We start from the raw sequence: 15,874 nt of genomic DNA, 5'->3' as shown, positions 1-15,874 counted from the left end.
ACGCGGCAATCTCCGCGTGCGGGTCGAGCGCTATCTGGGGTTGTCAAGTAGCTGCCCAGGTCAGGACAGTCGGTACGACCGAGGCATGTAAGTCAGGGCGCTGCCAAGTTAGTCCGGCAGGTTGGTGGTCGGCCGAAGAACTGTCAGCTGATCGTGTGAAGGTCCGCCGACGAAGGGCTCGGTTGCCAAGACGAGCCGTATTGGGCACTATCCACGTCATGACTACACGAAAGGGCAGCCAGCCCTCCGGTCGTTGACCGGCTCGCGGTGGGTGCGCAACGGCGGCGTCGCCAGCACGAGTCCCACCTTTCTCGACCATGCACGGACCCTCCGTGCTCGCTACGGTCCCGGCTCGTGGCCCGGGTTTGGCGATCCGCTTCCCGATGCACGCCCGGACAGCACTCGCCTCGCCTTCGTCGGCGGCGGTGAAGACGCTCTGGTACGCCGTACTCCGGACGGCGACGGCGTGGTTCCTCCCTCCGGTGCCGAACTCGCCAGCCACCTCGAACACCTGCTGTCGGCACTGGTGCCCGGCCTCAGCGGCGACAAGCTCAAGGGTCTCCACGACCTCCTCACTGCTTGCTCGCCGATCGATGTCGCCGACGACCTCAGCACCGAGGTCCGCCGCCGAGGTCTGCCGTCCGACGGCCTGCGCCGAGTCGGCCGGCAGTTGGCAGAGCACGGTACCCACCGAGCCCCGGTCAAGATCGGCCTGGTGCTCCTGGGCCTGGGCGGGGACATCCGCGACCGAGAACTGCTGCTCCTGCTCGGCACCCTGGATGAGCTCACCCTCTACGCAGCCATCGCACTCCACCGCTCCCAGCCCGACGGAGACCTGGCCGTTCATGCCCTCGCCCAACAAGTCGCGGGCTGGGGACGCATCCACGCGGTCCGAACGCTGCGCGATACCAAAGAACCCTCCATCAGGGCGTGGCTGCTGCGCGAGGGCTTCCGCAACGCCATCATGGACGAGTACCTCGCCCACCTCGCCGCGACCACCGGCGACCTGCACGGCGCCCTGAACCACCCCCACGTCGACACTCCGCTCCTGAACGGCGGCGGGGGCATCCTGGCCGCAATGGCCGACGGCCAGGGAGGTCCCGCACCCGGGCTGGCCGAATACTCGCACGCCGTACCCGTGCTGCACCGCTATGCCGACCTGGTCCACGCCCGGACGCCCACCATCGCCATGCTTCGCGACCTGATCAGCATCACCATGTTCTTCCGCCACCCGCCCCAGGAACTGCCCTGGCGGCCCGCCGACATCGCCTGCCTGACAGCACGCTACGAGGGCCTGCTCCACGAACCCCGGTGGCGTGCGCTTGTCCTGGACCACCTCGCCGACCCCCAGCGCCCCCACTTCCACCTCGCTCTGCAACCTGCCGAAGCCCTGGGCCTGAGCCCGACGGCCCAATGCTTGGCACATCTGGAAACCGGACCGTCCCTGCTCGACCCGACCTGGGCACATGCGCTGTGCAACAGCGACCGCCGGCACGTCGCACACATCCTCGACCTGGCCGAGCGGCGCCTCGCCACGACCCCCCGACCCGAACGCGACCACGCTCTCCTGCTGTTCGCGCACTTCCTCCGACGCCATCCTGAACACGGATGGCCCTTGCTGCGCTCCGCACTCACCAGCAGCACGCCCGAAGCGCGGCGTACCGCGTTGACCACCCTTGCCGGATGGCCTGCCGACACCCTCACGCAGGAGGCCGCCGACCATCTGCGCACCGCCCGGACATCCCAGCCGGCCAATCCCCAGGAGACCCGCCCGTGACCACAGCTCCCCATCGGCTCGAACCGTACGCCCAACTGCCCGACCGCTACCTCGACCGACAGGTCGCGGCGTCGACCGTCGACGCACTCGGACGCGTCGTCACACTGCTCGTCCCGCCGGAGGCCACCTGCACCCGTCGTGTGCCCCCGGCCCAACGCTCCCGCTACGACGCGCTGGTGGTTGTGATGGACGGCACCGACGTCCAGGAAGTAGGTCTGGCCGACCTCGACCTGCACTTTCCCAGGATCGACTCGCTGGACAGCGGCTTCGTCCTGGCCTCCGCACGCTGCCGCATGCCCTCCGGGCCACCGGCATTGACCTTCGAAGCCCTCGAAGGAGAAATCCCCCACAACGCACTCGTGGTGGGTCACGACGGCGCGCAGCTGACGACCTTCCATGCGGGCGACGACATCCAACACCTGCTCACGGACACGAACGGCGACATCTGGATCGGCTACGGCGACGAGGCAGCCATCTGCGCGCAACGCCCTGCGAACCACCGACGTACCAGTAGCTCCGGGACCAAGCCTCAGCCCGCCCCACGGATGACCATGTCGATGCCCGGTCTCATCCGCTGGACCAGCGCCGGCGAGCCCGCCTGGTACGCGACGTTCGACCGCATAGGTCCCGGCAGCTGGGTCGACTGCTACGCCCTCAACGTCGGCGCCGACCAGACCTGGGCCTACCCCTACACCGGGTTCCCTTTGGTGGAGATCGATGCCACCGGCATCCGTTGGACCCGGCGCACACCGATCCACTTCGCCTCAGCCGTCCTGGTCGACGGCGACAACGTCGCCTTCCTCGCAGCTGACACCGGCCCTCGCAAGATCCCCGGCCACTACACCGTCGCTCTCACCCGAGGCCAGAACGGCCCCCTCGAAAGTGTGGCCTCAGCCTCGCTCCGGCTCCCGGACGGAACGCGGCCCTCCACATGGGCTCGCCGCACGGTCTGCCGCGGCAATCAGGCTTGGCTGCAGTTCCACGACGACCACACCTGGTACCGCTTCGAACTGTGACCACCGGTATGCAAGGTGGAACCGGCAGCCGGCAATTCCGTCGCAACCGGCCGTTACATCAAGATTGCGGAGGACCGTCGCGGCGAGGCTCGGACGATTCCCTTCCACTACGTCTGGCCCTCCGAGCTGGACCTCATGGCCCAGCTCGCCGGCCAGCGCCGATCTCACATGCTGCGGTTCTCGCTTCGGATCATCCGTCGGAGGCTCGCGCGGGCCGCGTTGAGATTGTCCTCAGTCTCGGCCAGTTGCTGCTGGAGGTGCGCGTGCGAGCGCGTAAGCTCATCCAGCTCACCGCGTAGGGAACGGTTCTGGCATGTGAGCTCCTCGACGCGCTCGGCGAGGTCGGCGGCGCCCAGTTGGTCCAGTTGCTGTCCCATCTGACGCTGGACGGTCCGTCGGAGGGTGGCGACTTCGGTCCGCAGTCGCTGGTTGTCGGCCTTCGCGATCTCTAGGTCAGTGGCCAGACTTGCTTGACTGGGTGCCAGTCCGGCCTGGTCGTCGCGGTGGCTCCGCGTGGCCTGCCGGCTGCGAGCCTGTTCGATGTGCACGCGGACTCCGTCTGCGTAGACCAGCCAGCTGGAAACACCGGCCGCCTTGGCCACAGCGGTGAAGGTGACGGGCTCGCCGCGCTCGACCATGCCATCGACGGTTGCGAGCACCTTCGCTCGCTTGTCCCGACTGTCCTTGCGGCGAGCCTCGCGAAGAACCTCCCCAGAAGTTCGACGCGCACTCATTGGGCTTCACCGGGGCGGTGGATCACGCTGAGTGGCAAGAGGGTCCTGCCGTCGGCGAGGCGGGCCTTGCGCAGGGTCCGGCTGGCCTCCTCGACCTCGGCACGACGGTCCGCGGGCATCTCGTCCAGGCGTTGGCGCATGGTGTCGGCGACCTCCTTGAAGGCGTCGATCTGATCGGCGAGGTTGCGCACGACGAACGGAGCGGCTTCCATCGCCTGTGCGGTCTCGCGGTCGGCCCGCAGCGCGTGCAGGTGTTCCTCGATCGCAGGCAGGTAGGACGGGTCGGGCCGGTAGAACCCGCAGCCAGCGCACTGGAACCGCAGGGCACAACTCTTGCCCCCGGCTTTGACGTTGCTAGGCTCAGTGCAGTTGCCGAACGGGACAACTACCGATCGGGCCTCGTAGGCCGTGGCTGAGGACATCGGGGCCGGCTTCCCGGTGCGGTCGACTACCTCGAGCCGGATGGCCTTGATGGCCGCGCGCTTCCGCTCCAGAGAGACCTTGTAGTACCCCATCGTGGTGTCGATGGATTTGTGGTCCATCAAATCGCGCAGCACGTCGGGTCGCACTCCGGCATCGGCATGTCGCTGGGTGGCCGCAGCGCTCGTGATCATAAACATACCTGACATACCTATGACCCCTCAGATACTGCAGAGGCACAGGACCCGAGGACCGGATCTCTCGTGTGCCTTGCAGGCTTCGGGAGCTAGAGATATCGAGCGCCGAGGTCGGCTCGTCGACCAGGAGGAAAGGGGCCCCTCGATACAGGCTTCGCGCCGTGCCGAGTTTCTGCCACTGCCGCCCGACAGCTGGACACCGCGCTCGTAGCCCTTGTAGACGATGGAGTCCCAGCCGTGACGCAAGCCCTCGATCAGCTTGAGGACGCCGGCGGACAGCGTGGGACCAGAGACCTTCCAGCGCTGAAGTGTGGCCAGCACCAGATCCGGCTGCGTCACGGACAGGTCGTGCAGATGGTTGGCGACCGACGTGCGGACGTAGGTGCTGGAGTCGCCGTAGAGCTGCTCGGGGAAAGGCAGCGCCACGTCGTCAGGCAGGGAGATGCGCGGGGCACAGGGCAGCAGCGGGCGGGTGGCCTCACTCGCGAGCCGACGGGTCCGGTGGTCCTGGTCTCGGGCCCAGGCGTCGACGGCCTTCATCGTCTCGTCGGGGAAGTCGTTGAGGGAGTCCCGCACGGCGACCTCTGCCGAGAAGTACCGGGTGAAGCGAGCGAGGGCTTCGAGGGCCTGGTCCAGGTACTTGCCGGTGCGCAGGTAGCGGGCGACGAAGTCGGAGTGCGGCGAGTAGGTGTGCCACCCGAAATCGTTCGTCACGCCGGCGGCAGCGTGGGGCGCACGCTGCGGCAGCCCCTGCCCCTCCCCGTCCGCCGCAGCGAGGACTGCACCGTCGAGCCGATGTACGACCACGAACGGGCCGCACTGCTGGCCGGACTCGACAGGCCGTAGCCGCGCCCTTGCGGGACGGCTACGGGCCGGCTTCGGGTTCTACGGGCGGGCGTTCAGGGGCAGGGCGGGCAGGCCAGATCAGGTCGGATCAGGTCGGGTCGGGTCACATGAGCTTCCGGCGGCCGGTCTCCTTTTTGAGACGGCCCACGTTGATCGGCTGGAGGATGACGGTGATCGCGCCGACCGAGAAGTGCTGCACCGGAGCGCCGGTGTTTCGCCCGTGGAAACTGTGCGGCAGCGCCTGCCCGTTGGTCGGGTCCGTGCCCGCCGTATACATGTCGACGATGCCCTCGTGCCCCTGGCGGGCCTTTGCGTCGGTGCCGTCCGCGGCCTGCTCCACGGTGATGCGGTCATCGCCGTCCACGGCGACCACGGCCGCCACGTGGTAGGGCCACCCGCTGGTGTTGGCGGGCAGCTCGTAATCCTCGTCCCACGCGGTCTCCACGATGGCGAACGCCTGTCCGGGGTCCGGCCGTTCCTCGCCGTTCGCGTGCGGGCCGCCGGGCCTGGCATGCGCGTAGGCCAGGGCGCCCTCCACGTTTTCCCTTTCGCCCAAGCCGAACTGGCCGCCGCCCAAGGCGAATTCGCTGGCATCCTGCCCCAGGGCCAGTCGCTGCTGGTGCATGATCTCCTCGGCGGTGTGGGCACAGTCCGCGAGGAAGGTCGTCGACGGCTCGTACTCCGCGTACGTGCGCCCCCCGATGTCCCCGCTCTGCCCGGTCGGCGTGCAGTACCGAGGCGCTGGGGCGTCCTCCGCAACCCAGATAACGGTGGTGTCCGCCCCGGGAGTGACGGTCATGAGGTAGAGGCGGTTCTGCGAGACCCGTGCGGGCCCCAACTCCACGGTGGTGACCTGGGAAAAGCGCTGGAGGACCGTCGCGTCGGTGCCGCGCGCCGTGCTCCGGGCCATGGCGTCGGCTTCCCGCTGTACGGGGGCACCTTGGGGGCCCTGGTCGCTCTGCTCGGGCGTCCGCCTCATCACCCGGACCGCGTTGGCCTCGGCCTCGCGCTCGAAGCGGTCGCCGGGGTCGGAGACGCTCAGTCCCGACCCGTTGTCCGTACCGGCCACCGGACCCTGGCGCTGCTGGATGACGTGCGTCAGCTCATGGGCGAGGGTGTGCTTGTCGCCGCCCCCGTCGCCGATGACGACATGGCTGCCGGAGGTGTAGGCACGGGCACCCACCTCGGCGGCGGAGTCGCGGGCCGCGGAGTCGGTGTGCAGGCGGACGTCGGAGAAGTCGGCGCCGAGGCGGGATTCCATTTCCTGGCGCAGCGGTTCGTCCAGCGGCTTGCCCGGCGCGCGCAGCACGTCGTGCACGGTGGAGCGCTGCACCGGCTCCGCCGTGGGCTGCTGGTGGCCGCAGCCTGCGCCGTGCTGGTGCCGGTCCCGCTGGAGCATACGGACGACGGCCTCGTTGCCGACGGTGCGCTGCAGCTCGAGAAGCGCATCGGGCACCCGACTGCTCGGGGCCTCCCCCGGCCGCGCGGCCGTGCTCTTGACGGGGCGCTGCGGCTGCTTTTCGTTCTTTTTCGGCTCTTGCGCGTGCATGGACTTCCGCTCGTAGGGCTGGCAGTTTCGCTGTGCTCTCCCTACCTACCTGGTGCAGCGGTCGCGGATAAGGGGTGTACGGGCACCATGCGGTAGCCCGTATGGGCAGCGCGTCCGCCTGGCGGGTATAACCGGATCGCCGCCGGCACGCCGTACTACTTCGGCAAACACAAGCGGCACGGCATGAATATCCAAGCCCTCACCGACCCGTTCGGGCGGCTGCTGTGGGCCTCGCCCGCACTCCCCGGGGCGACCCACGAGGTGACCGCCGCCCGCACCCACGGCGTCATCGACGCGCTCGTTGGTATGGAACTCAAGTGCTGGGCCGACAAGGCGTACCAGGGTGCCGGCCGCCCGATCCGAGTACCCTTCCGAGGCCGCCGGCTCAAGTGGTGGAAGCGCCGGCACAACAGCACCCACGCCGAGATCCGCTGCCTTGGCGAACAGGCCATGGCCACCCTCAAAGGCTGGCGAGTCCTGCGAAAGCTCCGCTGCAGCACAACCGCATCACCGACCTCGTCAAGGCCGTCCTCTTCCTTCACCGCGCATCAACGTGAGGATGGAAACGGCTCACAGATAAACCGTGCCCGGGAGCTGGGTACTGCAAGTTCCGGCCGGTGTTCAGCGTGGCGAGGAGGTGGGCGGGCCAGCGCACTGTCAGTGCAGGCGGGGTCATGTGCCCGTGCACTCTCGGAACAGCACGGGGATGCGGCCGGAGCTACCGTCCTTGGGGCAGGTCGGCGACATCGGGAATGAGGTCAGCAATGCTCTGGAACAGGAACAATCCTCGGTTCAATTCCACCGGGCTACGCGCCTCGATCGGAGTACTGACGGGGGCCGCCCTGCTCGTCGGCGTGGCCGCGTCTCCGGCCTCCGCGGACCGGGCCGAGTCGTCCTGGAAGCTGGTCGGCAAGGCGGCCCGCGCCAAGGACACGCCTGACAAGCTGTCGTACGCGGGCACCACGTACGGCGTGGTCGACGGCCTCGACGACCACATCTGGTGGAACTATGACGACGGCGACTACCGGCAGCACCCGGTGCCTAACACGACCTACGTCGCGCCGGTCATCGTCTCCATCCGCGGCCGCATCACCATCTTCCACACCGGGACCGACGGTGGCAGTCGGCGTGGGAAGGCTCGACGATCCGCTCTTCACTGCTCTCGATGTCTCGCTCCCAAGCACCGTGACGTGGTCCAAGTTCCCCGGCGACGCGCTCTGCGAGTCCAGCGTCGAGATCGCCCGCGGCGGCTCGGTCACCATCACCGAACAGCCCGGCGACCCCGAATACGCCCAGCAGGCCCACGAGGCCGTCGCCTGCCTTGGCACCGACGGCTATGCCTGGATCAGCCAGTCCAGCGATTTCGGGCGGACCTGGGAGGGCTGGCACCGCCCAACCGACGGCGTGGGCGCCTCCGGCTCCGCTCCCTCTCTCAACGCCAACGGAAGCACCATCGACTTGCGCTTGCGGTGGAACTACTACGGCGACAGCCGCTTCCCCGACAACGCCGTCGTGGAGAAGTCGCTCTACTGGTACTCCAGCCGGACTTCGGTGTATGCCCAGGTCAACGGCTTGGGTGTGGGGATTGTAGTGGGGTGGCATCGAGTGCGGGGCGGGTTCGCCCGGCCTGTCCCGCGAAGGATCGAGACCGGCATCCCGGTCTACTTCGCCGACCCGCACAGCCCCTGGCAGCGCGGCACCAACGAGAACACGAACGGCCTGTTGCGCCAATACTTCCCGAAGGGAACTGACCTTTCTCGATGGGCGGCTGAGGATATCGAGGCGGTCGCTGCCACGCTCAACAGCCGGCCCCGGAAGAGCCTCGGTTGGAAGACGCCCGCCGAGGCCCTCAACGACCATCTACTATCGATGAAATAAGCCGGTGTTGCATCCACTGGTTGAACCTGGTCAGTACTGCTCGAAGGACTTCGCGAAGGTCTGCCGCGAGCTCGGCGTGACCCGATCGCGCGGGGCCGTCGGCACCTCGGCGGACAACGCCGCCGCCGAGGCGTTCAACGCGAGCCTGAAGCGGGAGACGCTCCAGGGCGCGAAGCGCCGGCCGGGAGCTCGCGCGGCCCGGCTCGCGGTGTTCCGGTGGATCAACCGCTACAACACCTGGAGGCGGCACTCCGCCCTCGACCACATGACCCCGATCGCCTACGAGCAGAGATCAGTTACCCTGGCCACGGCCGCATAGCACCCGGTGTCCACGCTCCCGGGGGAAGCCCCGTGTCCCTGGCAGTCGGCGAACCGGGCCGCCCGCTCGGGCGAATCCTGCCAGGCCCGGCAGGCCTCCGCGTCCCGGAAACGGTGGACGAGGAACCAGGGGCGTCGCCACCGAAAGGGAGTGAAGAGTCCGTATCCCCGGTGGCCGGGGAAGGTGGCCGCGCTGTCGAGGATGCCCTTCGCCCACGAATCGGAGGCGGCTTCGTGACCGGGCTCCACCCGGCGGGCCATCACAAGGGTCACCTCGCCGGTGCCGGCGGGGACATTGGTGTGCTCAAGGCTGACCGTGGTCGCACATACTCCTCGTGATCACACCGCGCCCGTCCACACTTTGCGCCTGGCTCGGTCAGCTCGAGCTGTCTGTTCGGTGGTGTCAGCGTCCCAGCTGGGCGTCGAGCCACGTGAGGACCTCGGGGGTCACGGGGTCGGTGATGTCCGTGAACTCCTGGTGCTTCTTGAGGAACTTGGCCACGTACGGGCAGACGGGGACGATCCGCATCCCGGAGGCGCGGACGTCGGTCAGGGCCTGCTCGACGAGGATCGCGGCGAGTCCCTGGCCGGCGTGGGCGTCGTCGATCTCGGTGTGGAAGAAGACCCGCCGGTCGTCGCGGTCGCGGTAGGCGGTCAGGCCGGCGCGCTTGTCGTCGACGAGGATCTCGTAGCGGTGGCGGGCGTCGACGCGTCGGACGAGGGGGGTGGTGGTCGGCTCGCTCATGACGGTCCTTTCGGTGGGGGGTTCAGTGGTGGGAGGGGTTCTTGCGGGGTGCGATGACGGCGTTCGGCAGGGCGGGGGCGGTCAGCCGGTCGCCGGGGTAGCCGTCGACGCTGCCGAAACGGTCGGAGGCCCGCTCCCATTCCTCCCGCGCCTCGACGATGTCCTGGTGGCTGCGGCCGATGAAGTTCCACCACATGACGATCTCTTCCCCGAACGGCGTGCCGCCGAGCAGGACCGCTCGTGCGCGGTGGTCGGAGGCGTTGGTGAGGGTGAGCGTCGTCCGCCCCGTGGCCACGTAGCCGAGTTCGGCGGGGTGGAGGACCGTGCCGGCGAGGTGGACGTTGCCTTCGTCGACGAGCAGGCCGTGTTCGAAGGCCGGGTCGACGTCGAGGGTGACGGTGGCGCCGGGGTCGAGGAGGAGTTCGGCGCCGAGGAGTGGGGTGAAGGTGCGGATGGGGGAGGTCGCGCCGGCCAGTGTGCCCAGGAAGACCCTGAGTTCGGCGCCGTCGACGCGGAGCGGCTCAGGGGCGTGGTGCTGGAAGTCGCGGGGGGCGTGGCGGTGTTCGTCGGGGAGGGCAAGCCAGAGCTGGACGCCGTGCAGGACGGCGGTGTCGGGTGTGGAGACCTCCGTGTGGCTGATGCCGTGTCCGCCGGTCATGAGGTTGATCTCTCCGGGCCGTACGAAGGCATGGGTGCCCAGGCTGTCGCGGTGCTCGATCTCGCCGGTGAAGAGCCAGCTCACGGTCTGCAGTCCGGTGTGCGGGTGAGGGGCGACGTCCATGCCGCCGGAGTCGGCGACCAGGTCGGGGCCGTAGTGGTCGGCGAAGCACCAGGCCCCGATGAGCGTCCGGGCCCGCTGGGGCAGTGTGCGGCGTACGGTCATGGCGCGCGGGCCGCCCAGCGGGACGTCCCGGGCCGTGAGGACCTCGACCTCCGTGTCACCCATCTCCCGACCCCTCCCAATGTAGTTTTGATTTCAACAATTATGGAGGATGATAGCCGTGACGACAACGCCCGGCAACAGACGAAGGAGTACAGGGTGAGCGAGACGGCACAGGTCACGGCAGCCCTCCGGTCCACCGGACGGATCCACCTCGACAAGCAGAGCCCCACCGCGTACCAGGCACTGGTGAAGACGGCCGACGTCGTCCGTACCACCGCCGCCGATGCGGGTCTCGACCGGATCCTGGTCGAGCTGGTCAACCTCCGCGTCTCCCAGCTCAACGGCTGCGCCTACTGCCTCGACGTGCACACCCGGGCCGCGCTGCGGGCCGGTGAGACCACCCGGCGCCTCGGCGTGCTCGCCGCCTGGCGCGACACCGAACTCTTCACCGCCCGCGAGCGCGCCGCCCTCGCTCTCGCCGAGGCCACCACCCACCCCGCCGACGCCCTCGCCCAGGAGCGGGCGTACGCCGAGGCCCACGAGGCGCTGAGCGACGACGAGCTGTCCGCGGTGATCTGGGTGGCCATCGCCATCAACGCCTTCAACCGGGTCTCGATCCTGAGCAAGCACCCGGTACGGGAGAATCCCTCCCGCTGAAGCGCATGACCCGGCTCACGGCGCGGCGGCCCATCCCGCACCCGGGACCGAGAGTCGCCACAGAACGGCCGCGCCCGTGGCGAGCAGTGCCAGCGCCACCGCCAGGACGAGGGAGATCCCGATCTTCAGGAGTACGGCTCCGGCGAGGGCGCTGAGGAACATCGCCAGCACGGACAGGATCCGTCGGCCGGGCCGGGCCGGGGCGCCGCTCCGCCGACCGGGCCGGAGTCGGCGGCGAGCCCGGTGAGGGTGAGGGTGAGCACGGTCGTCGTCAGGTCGGGGACGCCGAGCCGCCGGGCGACCGCGTTCTGCAGCCCCATCGCGAGGCCGAGGAGCACGATCAGGGTGTACTGGACGGTGGTCCCCACCTTGTCGTGCCCCGCGACGGTCGTGCCGAGCGCCCCGGCGAACAGCACCGCCTGTACGGCCATGGCCGAGGCGAGCAACCGGCCTCGGTGCACGGCGATCCGGACGCCGAAGCGGCCGCCGGCCAGCGCACCGGTGAGAAAGGCCACCAGGGAGACGACGGAGGCGAGTGCGGACAGGCCGTCGGCTCCCGCCAGGGCGAAGCCGAGGAAGACCACGTTGCCCGTCATGTTGGCGACGAAGACATGTCCGAGCCCCAGAAAGCTCACCGCGTCCACCAGACCGGTCACCACCGTGAGGGCCAGCATCAGCGGCGGCAGCGGGCCGTGCCGGTCCAGGAGGCGCTGACCAACGTACGCAAGCACGCCCCCGGCGCCACCGCGGCGGTTCACATCTGCCACGAGGGCGGCGCCGTCCGTGTCACAGTCACCAATACCGCACCGACCCGGCCCGCTCTCCCTCTGCCCAGTGCGCACTACGGCCTGGTCGGCCTGCGTCAGCGCGCCGCGCTCCTCGGCGGCACTGTCACGTCCGGCCCGACGGCCGACGGCGGCTACGAACTGCGCCTGGAGCTTCCAGCCATGGGCACGTCGTGACCAGGTGGCACGACCTGTAAGCATTGGCATTGACGGACTGCTCGGGACCGCTGGTCATCGTAGCCTGGAAGGGGTTACCTCACGCTCCAGCCGCCATCTCGACCTGGGCTTGTCCGTCCCCTCTGCTGCGTCGCTCCATGATGCGGGGCTGTTCACGGGCCTGATCCAGCGGTGTGCTGGCCGGGCCGGACGGTGTCAGTCGGGGAGTGTGAGGCGAAAGGTGGTGTGTCCGGGGCTGCTGGTGACGGTGGCGGTTCCGCCGTGGGCGGTGATGACGGCGTGGACGATGGAGAGGCCCAGACCGGTGCTCCCCGTGCTACGGGAGCGGGCGTGGTCGGCGCGGACGAAGCGGCCGAAGATTTCGGGCTGGAGCTCTTCGGGGATGCCGGGCCCGTTGTCGCTCACGACCACGGAGACGCTGGTCTGATCGGTGGTGAGGGTGATGGCCACGTTGGTGCCGGGCGGGGTGTGGGTTCGGGCGTTGGCGAGGAGGTTGCCGATGGCCTGTTGGAGGCGGTGGGCGTCGCCGGTGACGGTGACGGGTTCTTCGGGGAGGTCGAGGAGCCAGTGGTGGGCGGGACCTGCGGCGCGTGCGTCGTCCGTCGCGTTCAGGATCAGCAGGGTCAGGTCGACCGGTTCGTGGTCGAGGGGGCGTCCGGCATCGAGGCGGGCGAGGAGGAGCAGGTCGTCGACGAGACGGGTCATGCGCTGTGATTCGCCGTTGATCCGTTCCAGAGCGTGGCGGACTTCGGCGGGGACGGGGCCGTGGTGGCGCAGGGCGAGTTCGGCGTGGCCTCGGATGTTGGCGACGGGGGTGCGCAGTTCGTGGCTGGCGTCGGCGGCGAAGTGCCGCAGGCGTTCCTCGCTGGCTTGGCGGCGGGTGAGGGCGTCCTCGACGTGGCCGAGCATGTGGTTGAGGGCGGTGCCGACCTGGCCGACCTCGGTGCGCGGGTCGGTGTCGGGAAGGGGCCCGGGCATGGCGACCTCGCCGCTGGCGAGCGGCAGCCCGGCGACCTCCGCCGCCCGGGCGGTGACTTTCTGAAGGGGGCGCAGGGAGATCCGCACCCAGAGGGCTGCGGCGGTGCCGGTGGCCACGAGGGCGGCGCCGAACAGGACGGCTTCGACTGCTTCGAGGCGGTGCACGGTCTCTTCGACCGGGTGCAGGGGCAGGCCGGTGATCAGGATGTCCTGGTCGTCGCCCTCGACTGCCGTGACGCGGTACTTGCCCAGAGCGGAGAGGAGGATGCTGTGTCCGTGTCCGTCAGCGGGGATCCCCGCCAGGGCGCGCCGGTCCCCGGGGGTGAGCGGGAGGGAGCGGTGGGTGGCTTGATCGACGACGGCTGCCTGGGTGACGGTGCCGTTCAGGAGGCGGGCACCGAAGGTCGCCTCGGCCTGACCGCGGGTGTCGGGGCGGTTGTCGGCGTCGGGCGTGGCTTCGTGTTCGAGGCTGGCGGCGAACCGGCCGCCGGAGGCGGAGAGCTGTTCGTCGAGACGCCCCATCAGGAAGCCGCGCAGGGCGAGGGCGGTGGTGATGCCGACGGCGAGGCAGGCGAGGGCGAGCAGCGCGACGAGTCCGGCGGTGAGCTGGCCTCGCAGGGTGCGCGGCGGCGGAGGCCTCATGGGGCTTCCGGCTTGAGGACGTAGCCGACGCCGCGCACGGTGTGGATCAGTGGGGTGCGTCCGGCGTCGATCTTCTTGCGCAGGTAGCTGATGTAGAGCTCGACGATGTGGGCGCGTCCGCCGAAGTCGTAGGCCCAGACGCGGTCGAGGATCTGGTCCTTGGACAGGACCCGGCGCGGGTTGCGCATGAGGAAGCGCAGGAGTTCGAACTCGGTCCGGGACAGATCGACGGTGGCCCCGCCGCGGCTGACCTCCCTGGCTTCCTCGTCCATGCTGAGGTCCCCGACGGTGAGCCGGTTCGTGCCCGGCTCGGCGGTCATGCCGGCCCGCCGGAGCAGCCCGCGCAGCCGGGCCAGGACTTCTTCCAGGCTGTAGGGCTTGGTGACGTAGTCGTCGCCGCCCGCGGAGATGCCGGCGATGCGGTCCTCGACGGCGTCGCGGGCCGTCAGGAACAGCACGCACACGCGGGGTGCCTCACGCCGCAGGGCGCGGAGGATCTGCAGGCCGTCGAGGTCGGGCAGCATCCAGTCCAGGACCACCGCGTCGGGCCGGAAGGCGCGGGCGGTCGTGAGCGCGGTCGCGCCGTCGGCGGCGGTGCGGACCTGCCAGCCCTCGCCGGTCATGACTCCGGCCAGGACGTCGGTGACGTCGGGTTCGTCGTCGACGACGAGGATCCGCACGGGTTCTCCGTCGGGGCGGTGCAGAAGCGAGGTGGTACGCGGCTCGTTCATGGTTCCTTCAGCATCCCCCGGCCCGGGCCGGGGCGGGGCGAGCCGTGTCTCTGAGTTTCCTCTGAATCTGCGCTGAGGGTGGCCGACGGGGCGGTTTCAGAAGGTACTCAGAAGTTGGGCTGTGAGGCTGGCCGCCCATCGCCGGAGCGAGTCCCATCCGGAGGAGCCCCATGACTACCACGTTCACCGGCACCTGTGCGAGCCGCGGGATGCGCCACCGGCGCCCGCGTCACAGCGCCGTGCCCTTCCTGGCTCCGCTGGTGATCTGGGCCGGCGCCGCTGGTGTGCTCGCACTGTGGTGGAGCGACACGACGTCGGTCGTCGGCCCGGCGGGCTGGCTCACCGACGCGGGGCGCATCACCGGGCTCCTGGCCGGCTACGCCTGCGCGGTCCTGCTGGCGCTCATGGCCCGCGTGCCGCTCCTGGACCACACCATCGGCACCGACCGCCTCGCCCGCTGGCACGCCTGGGGCGGCCGCTGCACCGTGTCCCTGGCCCTCGCCCACACCCTGCTGATCATCTGGGGATACTCGCTGACCTCCCACACGAACGTGGTGAGTCAGACCTCCGCGCTCGTGCTGCACTACCCCGGCCTCCTCAAGGGCACGGCCGGGTTCCTGCTGTTCCTGGCCACCGGAATCCTCTCGGCCCGCGCGGCGCGCCGCAGGCTGAGTTACGAGACCTGGCACTACCTGCACTTTGCCACCTACCTGGCGGTCTTCCTCACCTTCGGCCACCAGCTCTCCAACGGAGCCGACTTCGTGGGCAACCGCTCCGCGCAGGCGGCCTGGTACACACTTTTCCTCGGCGTCGCCGCGCTGGTCGCGTGGTACCGGTTCGCCGTCCCACTGCGGCGCGGACTGCGCCACCGCCTGCGCGTTACGGCGGTCCGTCCCGAGGCACCCGGCGTGGTCTCCGTCCACCTCACCGGCGAGCACCTGGACGAGCTGGGCGGCCGGCCGGGACAGTTCCTGCGCTGGCGCTTCCTGGCCCGCGGACTGTGGTGGACCGCCAACCCCTACTCCCTCTCCGCCCCCGCGCACCCGCACCACCTGCGCATCACGGTCAAGACCGCCGGCGGCCACAGCGCCGCGCTCGCCCGCCTGGCACCCGGCACCCGCGTGTGGGCCGAGGGACCGTACGGAGGCCTTACCGCGAACCGCCGCACCGCCCCCAAGGTCCTGCTCCTGGCAGGCGGCGTCGGCATCACCCCCCTGCGCACGCTCTTCGAGACACTGCCGGGTCAGGTCACCTTCGTCTACCGGGCCCGCCGCCCCGCCGACCTCGCCCTGCGCGCTGAACTCGACGCGATCGCCGCCCACCGACGGGCCACCGTGCACTACGTCGTCGACGAACCGGCCGCATACTCCTCACCGCTCACCGCCCGGGGCCTGACCGCCCTGGTGCCGGATCTCGCCGCGCACGACGTCTATCTCTGCGGCCCTCCCGGCATGACACACGCCGCGATCCAGGCCCTGCGCGATGCCGGCGTCCCGGCACGACGCATCCACCACGAGTCGTTCGCGTTCTGAGGAGAACCA

General features: G+C 69.7%; 11 protein-coding genes and 7 pseudogenes. 8 read left to right on the top strand and 10 right to left on the bottom strand.

Features of this window, described 5'->3' with window-relative positions:
- Positions 1 to 466: 466 nt before the first annotated feature.
- Positions 467 to 1,777: a hypothetical protein gene (locus OG953_RS02945; RefSeq protein ID WP_405682313.1), complete on the top strand. Its 1,311-nt coding sequence runs from the start codon at positions 467 to 469 to the stop codon at positions 1,775 to 1,777.
- Positions 1,774 to 2,793, top strand: coding sequence for a hypothetical protein (locus OG953_RS02940; RefSeq protein WP_405682311.1), 1,020 nt, complete (start codon positions 1,774 to 1,776; stop codon positions 2,791 to 2,793). Before OG953_RS02945 ends, OG953_RS02940 begins: the two co-directional genes overlap by 4 nt.
- A 164-nt stretch (positions 2,794 to 2,957) precedes the next feature.
- Here the strand turns inward: OG953_RS02940 and OG953_RS02935 are convergent, their stop codons facing one another.
- The 4 genes and pseudogenes from OG953_RS02935 to OG953_RS02920 form a co-directional block, all read right to left on the bottom strand.
- Positions 2,958 to 3,527 (bottom strand): DUF6262 family protein, encoded by a 570-nt coding sequence (locus tag OG953_RS02935; protein ID WP_405682309.1) that lies wholly within the window; start codon positions 3,525 to 3,527, stop codon positions 2,958 to 2,960.
- A pseudogene (locus OG953_RS02930) lies at positions 3,524 to 4,117 on the bottom strand (site-specific integrase); the annotation flags it as partial. The gene OG953_RS02935 and the pseudogene OG953_RS02930, both read right to left, overlap by 4 nt.
- 124 nt (positions 4,118 to 4,241) lie before the next feature.
- A pseudogene (locus tag OG953_RS02925) lies at positions 4,242 to 4,417 on the bottom strand (ATP-binding cassette domain-containing protein); the annotation flags it as partial.
- A 676-nt stretch (positions 4,418 to 5,093) separates the two neighbouring features.
- Positions 5,094 to 6,539 carry a DUF4157 domain-containing protein gene (locus tag OG953_RS02920; RefSeq protein WP_405682307.1) on the bottom strand — a complete coding sequence of 482 codons (1,446 nt, stop codon included), beginning with the start codon at positions 6,537 to 6,539 and terminating at the stop codon, positions 5,094 to 5,096.
- Positions 6,540 to 6,668: 129 nt separating this feature from the next.
- On the opposite strand from OG953_RS02920, the pseudogene OG953_RS02915 reads away from it, so the two are divergent.
- The 3 pseudogenes from OG953_RS02915 to OG953_RS02905 all read left to right on the top strand — a co-directional run.
- A pseudogene (locus OG953_RS02915) lies at positions 6,669 to 7,096 on the top strand (transposase family protein); the annotation flags it as partial.
- Between the two features lie 1,084 nt (positions 7,097 to 8,180).
- Positions 8,181 to 8,417, top strand: a pseudogene (locus tag OG953_RS02910) (IS30 family transposase); the annotation flags it as partial.
- A 31-nt stretch (positions 8,418 to 8,448) separates the two neighbouring features.
- Positions 8,449 to 8,736: pseudogene (locus OG953_RS02905) on the top strand (integrase core domain-containing protein); the annotation flags it as partial.
- Here the strand turns inward: OG953_RS02905 and OG953_RS02900 are convergent.
- From OG953_RS02900 to OG953_RS02890, 3 genes are all read right to left on the bottom strand, one after another.
- Positions 8,697 to 8,996, bottom strand: a complete 300-nt coding sequence (locus OG953_RS02900; protein ID WP_405682305.1) for an antibiotic biosynthesis monooxygenase — start codon at positions 8,994 to 8,996, stop codon at positions 8,697 to 8,699. The pseudogene OG953_RS02905 and the gene OG953_RS02900 overlap by 40 nt on opposite strands.
- A gap of 142 nt (positions 8,997 to 9,138) precedes the next feature.
- Positions 9,139 to 9,480 (bottom strand): GNAT family N-acetyltransferase, encoded by a 342-nt coding sequence (locus OG953_RS02895; RefSeq protein ID WP_405682303.1) that lies wholly within the window; start codon positions 9,478 to 9,480, stop codon positions 9,139 to 9,141.
- A gap of 22 nt (positions 9,481 to 9,502) precedes the next feature.
- Complete coding sequence (locus tag OG953_RS02890) at positions 9,503 to 10,426, bottom strand: pirin family protein (protein WP_405682301.1); 924 nt, start codon at positions 10,424 to 10,426, stop codon at positions 9,503 to 9,505.
- 93 nt (positions 10,427 to 10,519) lie between these two features.
- Between OG953_RS02890 and OG953_RS02885 the strand changes: the two genes are divergently transcribed.
- The gene (locus OG953_RS02885; protein WP_405682299.1) at positions 10,520 to 11,020 is read left to right on the top strand and encodes a carboxymuconolactone decarboxylase family protein; all 501 of its coding nucleotides are present in this window, start codon (positions 10,520 to 10,522) and stop codon (positions 11,018 to 11,020) included.
- Between the two features lie 15 nt (positions 11,021 to 11,035).
- Here OG953_RS02885 and OG953_RS02880 read toward each other — a convergent pair.
- Positions 11,036 to 11,751 (bottom strand): annotated as a pseudogene (locus OG953_RS02880) (YoaK family protein).
- On the opposite strand from OG953_RS02880, the pseudogene OG953_RS02875 reads away from it, so the two are divergent.
- Positions 11,704 to 11,982 (top strand): annotated as a pseudogene (locus OG953_RS02875) (ATP-binding protein); the annotation flags it as partial. The pseudogenes OG953_RS02880 and OG953_RS02875 sit on opposite strands and share 48 nt — an antisense overlap.
- A gap of 195 nt (positions 11,983 to 12,177) precedes the next feature.
- On the opposite strand, the gene OG953_RS02870 reads toward OG953_RS02875, so the two are convergent.
- Together OG953_RS02870 and OG953_RS02865 are read right to left on the bottom strand one after the other, a co-directional pair.
- Positions 12,178 to 13,602, bottom strand: a complete 1,425-nt coding sequence (locus tag OG953_RS02870; protein WP_405682297.1) for a sensor histidine kinase — start codon at positions 13,600 to 13,602, stop codon at positions 12,178 to 12,180.
- Positions 13,599 to 14,333 carry a response regulator transcription factor gene (locus OG953_RS02865; RefSeq protein WP_405682295.1) on the bottom strand — a complete coding sequence of 245 codons (735 nt, stop codon included), beginning with the start codon at positions 14,331 to 14,333 and terminating at the stop codon, positions 13,599 to 13,601. The genes OG953_RS02870 and OG953_RS02865 overlap by 4 nt, the downstream gene beginning before the upstream one ends.
- A gap of 170 nt (positions 14,334 to 14,503) precedes the next feature.
- On the opposite strand from OG953_RS02865, the gene OG953_RS02860 reads away from it, so the two are divergent.
- Positions 14,504 to 15,865, top strand: coding sequence for a ferric reductase-like transmembrane domain-containing protein (locus OG953_RS02860; protein WP_405682293.1), 1,362 nt, complete (start codon positions 14,504 to 14,506; stop codon positions 15,863 to 15,865).
- Positions 15,866 to 15,874 lie beyond the last annotated feature (9 nt).

It is taken from the genome of Streptomyces sp. NBC_00057 (assembly GCF_045041165.1).
Classification (GTDB): domain Bacteria; phylum Actinomycetota; class Actinomycetes; order Streptomycetales; family Streptomycetaceae; genus Streptomyces.
This window is presented reverse-complemented; position numbering and strand designations above follow the sequence as displayed.